This window comes from Aquimarina sp. I32.4 (assembly GCF_002924285.1).
Taxonomy (GTDB): Bacteria; Bacteroidota; Bacteroidia; order Flavobacteriales; family Flavobacteriaceae; genus Aquimarina.
This window is the reverse complement of record NZ_PGUB01000141.1, coordinates 1-9009: the sequence shown is the minus strand read 5'-3', so window position 1 is coordinate 9009 and position 9009 is coordinate 1. Positions and strand designations below refer to the sequence as shown.

The 9009-nt window shown below is 32.1% G+C and carries 5 protein-coding genes and 1 pseudogene; all 6 read left to right on the top strand.

The window, feature by feature from the left end; genetic code table 11:
* Positions 1-2679, top strand: a 2679-nt coding sequence (locus tag CVD18_RS20145; RefSeq protein ID WP_146052877.1) for an EndoU domain-containing protein, incomplete at its 5' end; no start/stop codon positions are given.
* A 6-nt stretch (positions 2680-2685) separates the two neighbouring features.
* The gene (locus tag CVD18_RS20140) at positions 2686-3012 is read left to right on the top strand and encodes a hypothetical protein (protein ID WP_103867296.1); all 327 of its coding nucleotides are present in this window, start codon (positions 2686-2688) and stop codon (positions 3010-3012) included.
* Between the two features lie 1322 nt (positions 3013-4334).
* Positions 4335-4775: a lipocalin family protein gene (locus CVD18_RS20135; RefSeq protein WP_103867295.1), complete on the top strand. Its 441-nt coding sequence runs from the start codon at positions 4335-4337 to the stop codon at positions 4773-4775.
* 41 nt (positions 4776-4816) lie between these two features.
* Complete coding sequence (locus tag CVD18_RS20130; protein WP_103867294.1) at positions 4817-5227, top strand: lipocalin family protein; 411 nt, start codon at positions 4817-4819, stop codon at positions 5225-5227.
* Between the two features lie 103 nt (positions 5228-5330).
* Positions 5331-7679, top strand: a complete 2349-nt coding sequence (locus tag CVD18_RS20125; RefSeq protein ID WP_103867293.1) for a hypothetical protein — start codon at positions 5331-5333, stop codon at positions 7677-7679.
* Positions 7680-8511: 832 nt separating this feature from the next.
* Positions 8512-9009, top strand: a pseudogene (locus CVD18_RS20120) (hypothetical protein); the annotation flags it as partial.

Sequence of the window (9009 nt, the reverse complement as noted above, 5' to 3'; positions counted from 1 at the left end):
TATGAACTTGTTGATGGAATCTTAGTCACGGATTACGATCCTGACTGGAGTGGAATGGATGATGTGAGTGATGAGATTGATGCCATTGGGGATCTGATATCACAAATCAGTTCTTTATTTACAGAGCAACAGGGACTTCTAGACACTTATACAGAAACAGAAGACCCAATAAAAAAAGACAGCTTATTAACACAATACAACAATAGTAATCTTCAGACTGATGCTATTATAAAAGATTTATTAGAAAGTGAGTATGTTACCGAAGAGGAAAAACAGGAACTGCTTGATGTTAAGGATATTGATAAAATTGTTTCAAGTGATCTTAGTGATAAAGAAGTAGATAATTATAAAAAGCTCAATGCCCAGAAAGCAGACAAGGTAAAGGAAATTGCTCAAAGGGCAGAAGATCGTAGAGAGGAGAGTGAAGCGGAAGATAGCAGAATTAGTGAAGGAATTGATTATGATAAGCTCATTAAATGGATTAAAGATAATAGAGGGAGTACAGTTGAGTTTGATCCGAAAGAATTTCTAACAGAACCGGAGTTAGTACTATCTAGATTGGGTAATGCACGATTTATTAAATTCGATAAATCTTTTGAGTCTACTATTAATGGAGTGGTTAGAAAGTTTAGTATTTCCGGAAGTTTAGGAATAGAAAAAGGAAATGTTGTAATAAATGCTCAAAGTCATGAAATTCCCGTCACTATAGATTTTGATAGGGAGACTATTCTCTATGAGGATAACTATTTTTATTCAGACCAAAGTGTAGATGATCCATTGGCAATTAATCTAAAAACTGGTAATTGGAATGATTTTAAAGGTATGTTATCTTTTTTAGGATATGATTTTGATAACCAAACCAAAGAGCATTATAAGACAGTATTTCAAGAAGAGTTTAGTAAGACAGCTGGTGATTGTGATAAAATTGATTTCCTATACCAAGAAGCACCCTCATTTGTTGTAGATAGTAAATCTAAAGAGCAGTTGTGGTCAGATATTCTAAGCTTGTTATCCTGTAGGGTTGATCAGGTAGGGGTAAATGAAGAAAAAGCCATATCGAATACCATTGTTAATTTTTCTGATAAAGCCTGGTTGTATAACAAGTTTATGTCTAATCCTAACGTATTAATTTCTTTGTATGACAAAGTAGATGATAATACGTATTTACAAGAGGTATTAAGTTTAGTTACATCTATAGGTCTTACACAATGGTCTACTCAAGAAAAGTCTGATGCACCAACAATAATTTTGGGGGTAGATGCCTACAATAGAACGTATGAGTTTGGTGAAGGCGGTTGGTTTGATGGAGAGGAGAATAAAATATTTATATGGAACCTAGCTGAGAATGGATTTGAATATAGTAAAAAATATAATTTAGCTCCTTTATCTCCAGTCGTAATTTTACGTTTTAGTGGTGATGTTATCACTGTACCTGCAATTTTTGTAAAGTATTTAAGTGATAAAGAAAATTTGGAAGAATACTTTACAAAGGTAGTAGTACCCTATCTTAATGGGTTAGGATTAGCATCTGCATCTAAATTATTAATTACTAATACAACCCCAAAGTTGATACAGTTTTTAGCTCTGGTAGAATTAGGAAAAACAAGTATAGATGTAGCGCTTAGTGATCCTATATTAAAGCAAAATCTAATTAATAGTGATCATAGGTGGTTTGTAGAGAATTGGCCAAAAATTAGTATCGCTATAGATGTAACTACACTTAGTACTAATATTATTACTAATTTAGCAAAGCGAGGCAATGAGGTTAGTACTATTTTTAGAGCTGCAGGAAAAGATGATGCTGCAACCCATATTGATGAACTTACCGAAAACGCTAAAAAGTATGTAGGTGAATCCAGAATCAACAACGCTGGGGGTAAACTGATTGATGATCTGGTGGATTCTGTGGATGATGCTTATAGAGCTGCTCTTAGAGCAGATTTAGAGGTTTCTGATAATCTGGTGAAGTTGTTTAATGATAAGCCTAAATTACTGAAATCATGGGAAACTCTTAAAAAAGCAAATGTAGACGATGCTATTAGAACTAATGTAGATGAATTAACAGATGTTTCTAAACATTTAGATGATATTGATAATTTAGGTGGTTATAATAGTTGGAGACTACGAACGGGAAGAACAAAACATGCGAATAGGGTAGAAGTTGACGATATAACAACCAAAGTAGCCGCTCGTGAACCTCATGTACTAAAAGTTGAAACCAAGGCAGATGGGTCTTTTTACCCTAAAACTAAAAATATGAACGGACAATCGTTCCAAATGGAGGGCTTTAAAGGATGTCATTCTGAAAATGCTTTAAAAAAATACGTACAAGATAATGGAGGTACTTATACAGTAAAGAATAAATCTGTAGGACAAGGAGGAGTTTATGAAGGTCAACCCGTTATAAATATTAATAATAAGGAATATGTGAAAATAAATGGAAGATTTGTTGAGTACGAACCAGGAAAACTAGGAGGTACAGCCTCTTTCTTTCCAGAAGGATGGAGTAATACTAAAATCAAACAAGAAGTAGAACATGCGATTAAGAATAATCATGGGTTAGCGCAAGATGGGAGCAATACTTTTTATGGGTACTCCAAAAATGGAAGTGTGGAGATTAGATTTTATTTAAATAATGATGGATATATAGGGTCATATTTCCCTAAAAAAATAGATTAATAAGATATGATCAATTTAGATATAAAAGTTAAGCCTATCCTGTTTACAGAAAATAGAGATTTATGGATATTCACAGGGGAAGTAAATCAAATGACATCGTCAGAAATTCAAAATGGGATAGATACTTGTGTTTATGCTATGGAAGGAAAACAAACAGGTTATAGTTGGGGGCTAGAGGTTTTTGAATTACTGATTGAGAAAGAAATATCTACATTAGAATATCATGGAGATTTTGTAACAGAAATCTCAACAAAGGAAATTTTGAAGATGCTTCAAGATTATAAAAATGCACTGGATTATTTTGAAACACAAAACTCTATTGAGTCTTCTTAATTTTTACCAAGCATACTTTGATACTTATAATACACATTTGTGCATTATAAGTATCAAAGTGGTTTTATTGAAAAAACACTAAATTTAGAATTATTCTAAATAAAAAGTGTAAGATTGCCTAGATCGAAACTTTTCACAGGGTTTTAAGTAGCGAAATTAACCTTAAAAAATATTTTTTAAATAGTATTCAAAGTGTTCCCGCTGCGCAAAGTCTCCTGACTTAGCGTTCACTATTGGTATGTTTGTTAATCCTCACCCCAAATCTTAGCTACGTCTTTACTTACTAGATAATCAGATATATTGGTGTCGTTATAGGTTACTTCTGCGATATATCGAGCGTATTGATCTCTGTTTTGTTTTGGTGATAATGGTCACGATAGATTCTTTTGGGTAAAACTTTTTTGCCACAGCTCTAGCGTGTTTTGCTTGTCGTTCTCTATAAGCAACAGTATTATATAGCTCTGGTGCATCAATACGAGCGAGTCGTATTTTTTTCTTATTTGTACATAAAATCCTGAATTACGGATTTCCTTACATATTGATTATGGAAAAACCATAGTTTTGCATGTGGCTTTTGTGTCGACCACTAAGAGTTGAATAAAATAATAGTGTTAAAAAAAACTCAGTGTCAGGAAACGGAACTCTTAAGGCTTAGTTTTGCAATATGTTAATGTATAAAAAATATTAAAAAAATAGAGTTTATGATAAAATGTAAAAAAGAAGAGAAATATTTTTTTATTTCAAAAAAAGACTATAGTCATATTTTTAATTCACAAATTAATATTTAATTATTTGATTTTAAGTAAGTTAATTGTTGTTAAGAATATTTGCAAACAAGATGAATTGTTTTTTGATGAAGTTCGTTTTATTAAAAAAGGGGATTTTCCCCCTCTTGCAACTATTGTTTTGCAGTAATATGCCCCTTACTTTTGTCTCATAAGCATATGCTAAAGTGTTAATACAATTTTATTTATATCCTTATAACCCCAAATGCCTCAAAATAAAATGAATACCAAATCAAAAGGTTACCTAATACCACGTGTTCAAAAGTTACCTGTCAATGTACTGGCTTTTTTTTCGTTTCTACGAACAACACCTGTATATACCTTTCAAAAATTGTTTTACTGTAAAAAGTCCCCCTTTATAATGAATATAGGGGTTTCGTCCGTGCTATCTTTTAATTCCTAAGAAGATGATAAATAGTAGTATCCTCACTAAAAAAGAAATGTAAAAAGTAATATGTGCAGAAACTATAAAACCATAACAAATTCAAGTAAAATAATAGTAACAATTAATTATAAAAACAACTCAAATTTAAAATCATGAAAAAAACAATTTTAGTGGCAACCTTATTTTTAAGTGCATTATCTATCTCTTGTAGTAAAGATGATGATGATTCCAATGCAGATCCTGTTGTGGGCACCTGGCAATTTGTTCAATTAACAGCAAGTGGAGACGAAATAGGAATTACTAGTTGTCAAAAAAAAGATGTTCTCGAATTTTCTTCTGACGGAACATTAAAAATGATAGAGCATAAAAGTACTGCGGTAAACGATACAGAGAATTGTGACAAGAAAACAGAGACTATACATAAATGGAGAGTAAATTCAACTAACAATTATACACTGATAGATAGTTCTAATAATAAAACAGAGGTATCTGCAGCTATTTTTGTAATTAATAATGTGTTGACAATACGTACTGAATTTTTCAATGATGACAATACTAATGGGTCAACATCAAGGGAATACAAAAAAATATAAAAAAACTCAAAAATAATCAATAACCCAAATTTAAAAAAACCATGAAAAAAGTAATTTTAGTAGCAACCGTATTTTTAAGTGTATTAGTAATCTCTTGTAGCAGTGATGATGATGCAAATGACACTACAGATCCAGTTGTAGGAACATGGAAATATGCTCAATTCCTTGTAGATGGAAAAGAAGAAACACCACTTACCGATTGTGAGAAAAAAAGTAGCTTTGTATTTAGCGTAGATGGCAAAGTTGAAGATAATTTTTATGAAGATGGAAGTTCAGAATGTAAACTGTATAATAGTTCAGGAACTTGGAAAAAAAATAACGATGGAACTTATACAGGAACATTTAAAGACGATGTTGAAGAATACACAACAAACTTTAAATTATCTGATGGTAAACTTATTTTGGAAGAAAACGAAGCTGGAAAAATATTAACAGATGTATATACAAAATAAAAAACAGCTTGATAAGTCTTAATAAAACAACTGTTCGTTTTATTTTATAAACGAACAGTTGTTTTCTACAAATTCTAATAACGTAACGGAAAAATTATAGGTATTGAAAAACTATACCCTACTCTTACTTACTCTAATTTCATTTACAGGATACACCCAAAGCATCGATATCGAAAGTGTTGGTAAGGCTAAGCCTATTAAGGTAAGTGGTGTGATTTCTGCTAATGGAGTATACTATACATCCAATCAAAATAATAATCGAGAACCTTTTACTTATTTTTTACGAGGAAACCTAAATATAAGTATCTATGGTTTTGCGATACCTATTTCGTATAGTTTTACCAATCAGGGAGATAATCTGGACTATGCATTGCCTTTTAATTTTAACAGGATCAGTTTGCATCCAAAATATAAATGGGCTACCGCACATATCGGTAATGTAGCCATGACCTTTTCTCCTTATACTCTCAATGGGCATCAGTTTACTGGAGGCGGCGTAGATTTGGCTCCATCTGGAGCATTTAAAATTAGTGCTATGGCAGGACAACTATTAAAAGCTACTCCCAATGATGAAGATGAACGTACTGTTCCAGCTTTTCAAAGAATGGGATATGGACTTAAAACTAGTTTTGAAAAAGAGCGTTTTAAAGTAGGGATCATTGGGTTTTATGCCAAAGATAATATAAATTCAATAGATTCTGTACCAGAAGCCAAAGGAGTATTGCCAAAAGAAAACCTGGTGATCAGTCTAAATACCCAAGTAAAGATTACCAAAGAATTCACACTCGATGTAGAATATGCTTCCACGGCAATTACACAAGATCTTCGTGCGCCAGAAAGTGATGACGGTAGTACAGGTTTAACAGCTTCATTATTTAGCAATCGTGCTTCAACAGAATTTTATAATGCACTTAGAACAAACTTAACATACAACATTGGTAGAACCAATCTAGGAATCGGTTATGAACGTATCGATCCTGGTTATGAAACTTTGGGAGCATATTATTTTAATAATGATTTTGAAAATATTACTTTAAATACAGCCAGTTCTTTTTTTAAAGATAAGCTTACCCTTGCCATGAATATCGGGTATCAACGTGATGATCTTGATAATATAAAAGCAAATGCAACCAATCGTTTTGTAGGAGCTGCTAATGTAGGTTATACTGTATCAGATAGATTGAGCTTTACAGGGTCATATTCTAATTTTCAGACTTATACTAATATCAAACCTAATCAGTTTGATGTGATCAATGATGATAATTTATTAGATAACGAAATTGAAAACCTAGATTATAAGCAATTATCTCAAAATGCTACATTCGGAATTAATTACGTGCTTTCACAAAAAAAAGAGTCCACTCAAAATATTGCGTTTAATTATGCTCTCAATGACGTAGCAAATGAGCAAGGGGGTATTGTACGTATCGGTGATGCTTCTACTTTTCACAATACGGCGACTAATTATACCATTGCTTTTCCTGATAAGAGTTTAGATCTCAATGCAGGGATTAATTTTACGTACAATACTATAGGAACAGAAGATGCAACCACATGGGGGCCTAACCTAGGTATTGGAAAACGTTTTTTTGAAAAAACATTGGGAACTCGTCTAGGATTATCTTATAATGAGTCCCAAAGTACATCAGGAAAAACACAAGTGGCCAACATCCGTTTGAATATAAATTATGTATTATTAGAAAGGCATAATTTTAGTGCGAGTGCAATACAACTTTTTAGAAGTACAGCAACAACAACTAGTCTAAGTGAACTTACCGCTACTTTTGGGTATAATTACTCTTTTGGAATCAAAAAGCCTAATTTTAAGCGAAAAGAAAATGCATGGTTAAGTTTTTCTTATCGCAAGTATACTTTTGAGGGATTACCCTGGGAAATTACCCCTCAACTTAATACAGTTGCCAAAGAGAAACAAGCAAATGAAATGGTGGAGCATAAAAAAGATGAGTTAAAACTTTTAGCTAGAGCTGTGAAAAAATCTGAAGATGAGCATAAGAAAGTATATAAAGATGCAGCGCTAGCATATCTTAAAGCTTTATTTTTTTATGAAGAATTTCTAGATAAATATGACGAATGGATTTATAATGCATATCTAAAACTTATTCAAGAGGGGGAACAGCTAAACTCAGAAATACAACAAGAATATTTGTATTTAAAAGCACAGGTAAATACCTACAATAAGCCTGAAGATATTGTGGCTTTAGAATTTATCGAAAAGAAGTTTAATGCTCATACAGATATGCTTCATTCGATCAAAAAATGGAACCTTACACAAGAAGAAATCAGAGAGCCAGAAGGAAATCTTAAAAAATTAAAAAAACAATATCTCAAGAAAATTTATGCTATGTATGTAAATGAACGTCCAGAGGATAAAATAATTAATTATATAGAAGTAAGGTTGGCAGATCTATACCATAAAGTATTGCAGGAATAGATATCACATACAATCTTGTGTTATTCCTTTTATTTTTATATCTATGGATAAGCTTTAGAGTTGCTTATGAGACCTTCAAGAAAAAAATACAAGTATTATTTTTTATAAAAACAACCTATAATAAAAATAGGCATAAGTAATACAAAATCTATTAGACTCTTATGTTTCAAAAAGAGTGATTATTAAACGTTTTAAATTTTAATATCATTAGGGTTTAAAACATTATGTAAAATAAGGTTTTTCCAAAACACTTGATTTACTGATTATTAGACCTAAATCTAACATTAAAAAGTTCGAACTTTCTCCTGCGGAGTCGACTGAGTTAAAATCCTTGTTATCAATAGATAGTAAGGATTTTTTTATTTATAAGGCGATTTGTCGTCAGTTTTGGCGTCAGTAAATAGACCTAGAAAACGGATCAAGATCAATTGTTGCGTTTATGCAAATATTCTAGTGAATCTAAAAAGTAAAACCATAGAAATCTCTGTATCTGGTTCGTGTTCCTCAGAACCAACCACATAGCCTGGCTTACTTCAGTGCATGTGTTACCCCAAACTTACTTTGCTTACAGACACGACTCCATGCATAAGAGACTTGAACCTTTTGGGGAGTTCAAATTAATTGAACTATATTTATCATTCAAGTCACACACAAACTGTAAAATATATTTTAATGTATTTTACATTAAATATTGTACTTAATTCTCTGCTGAAAAGAAAAACATGTGATTTATAATCAAAAACTAAGATTATGGAATTGCATATAATTATAACTTTAAGCTATATTCTATAATACGACTTAACTAGTTATCTTTGTTTTAAAACAAGTGCAAATGGTACCAGAATCTTTCACAGAATTTTTCAAAAGCCTAGATGAATTGGGTCGTGAGACCGTAATTAGGGAGCTATTATCTATGGTCGATCCTTCAGAGCCTGACTTGTATACTGTTCATTCCGAGGTGCAACAAATCCAGTCACTACATTGCCCTAATTGTCAAGACATCGATATCCGTGCAAATGGCAAGGCTAATGGTGTGCAACGTTATTTTTGTAAATCGTGCAAGAAGTATTTTAGGGAAACTACAGGTAAAGTTACTTTTGGTTTAAAAAAGGGGAACTTGCTTAGTGTTTATTTGTACCATATGCTATTAGGCAATTCGATAAAGAAATGTGCTGAACAGACAGGTATCTGTCTCCAAACTTCATTTGACTGGCGGCATAAGATATTAAGTGCCTTTGAAGGGGCTGTTCCTAATGGTTTTGAAGGTATTGTAGAGAGTGATGATATTTTCTTTCTTGAATCTGGCAAAGGAAACAGGGAATTACCTAGA